Genomic DNA, 1,268 nt, shown 5'->3' on the forward strand with positions numbered 1-1,268 from the left:
ATGAAAGTACTCGTCGCGGTCAAACGCGTCATCGATTACAACGTCAAGATCCGGGTCAAGCCGGATCACTCCGACGTGGATCTGACCAACGTCAAGATGGCCATGAACCCCTTCTGTGAAATTGCGGTGGAAGAGGCCGTTCGTCTCAAGGAGAAGGGCGTCGCCACGGAGATCGTCGCCGTCTCGGTCGGCCCCAAGGCCGCCCAGGAACAGCTGCGCACGGCGCTGGCGCTGGGTGCGGACCGCGCCATTCACGTCGAGACCGACGAACGCGTCGAGTCGCTGGCGGTAGCCAAGCTGCTCAAGGCCGTGGTCGATGAAGAGAAGCCCGACCTGGTCATTCTCGGCAAGCAGGCGATCGATACCGACAACAACCAGACCGGCCAGATGCTGGCGGCGCTGAGCGGTATGGGGCAGGGCACCTTCGCCTCGGAGGTCGCCTTCGGCGATGGCGTCGAAGACGGCTACGTGCGCGTCACCCGCGAGATCGATGGCGGGCTGCAGAGCGTCGCGCTCAAGCTGCCCGCGGTGGTGACCACCGACCTGCGCCTGAACGAACCGCGCTACGCCAAGCTGCCGGACATCATGAAAGCCAAGAAGAAGCCGCTGGACAGCCGGACGCCGGAAGCACTCGGCGTAACCGTCTCCAGCGGGCTTGAGCTGCTCAAGGTCGAGACGCCGGCCGAGCGCAAGGGCGGGGTCAAGGTAGGCTCCGTGGACGAGCTGATCGATAAACTCAAGAACGAAGCCAAAGTGCTGTGAAAGGAGCTGATCGCATGAGTATTCTGGTTCTGGCCGAACACCATGAAGGGCGTCTCTCCGCCGGCACGGCTCATGTCGTCGGCGCCGCCCGAGCCATTGGTGGCGATATCGACATCCTGGTAGCCGGCGAGAATGTGGCGGCCATTGCCGAAGCGGCCGCCAAACTCGATGGCGTTTCCCGCGTGCGGGTGGCCGACGACGCGGCGTACGCGCATCAACTGGCCGAGCCGCTGGCGGATCTGCTGGTCCAGCTGGCCGGCGACTACAGCCACGTGCTCGCCGCGGCATCGACCGATGGCAAGAACGTGCTGCCGCGGGTCGCGGCACTCAAGGGCGTCTCCCAGATCTCCGAGATCCTGAGCGTCGAGAGCGCCGATACCTTCAAGCGTCCGATCTATGCCGGCAACGCCATCGCCACGGTGCAGTCCAGCGATCCGCTCAAGGTGATCACCGTGCGCACGACGGCGTTCGACCCGGTGAGCGAAGGCGGGGCCGCGACCATCGAG

Annotated in this window: 1 protein-coding gene and 1 pseudogene; both read left to right on the plus strand. The window is 64.8% G+C overall.

The window, feature by feature from the left end; translation table 11 throughout:
* Entirely contained in the window at positions 1 to 762 is a 762-nt protein-coding gene (locus DOM32_RS17620) for an electron transfer flavoprotein subunit beta/FixA family protein (RefSeq protein ID WP_071233041.1), read from the plus strand.
* Positions 763 to 776: 14 nt separating this feature from the next.
* Positions 777 to 1,268, plus strand: a pseudogene (locus DOM32_RS17625) (electron transfer flavoprotein subunit alpha/FixB family protein); the annotation flags it as partial.

Origin of the sequence: Salinicola salarius, assembly GCF_003206135.1 — a bacterium.
Lineage (GTDB): Bacteria > Pseudomonadota > Gammaproteobacteria > Pseudomonadales > Halomonadaceae > Salinicola > Salinicola salarius.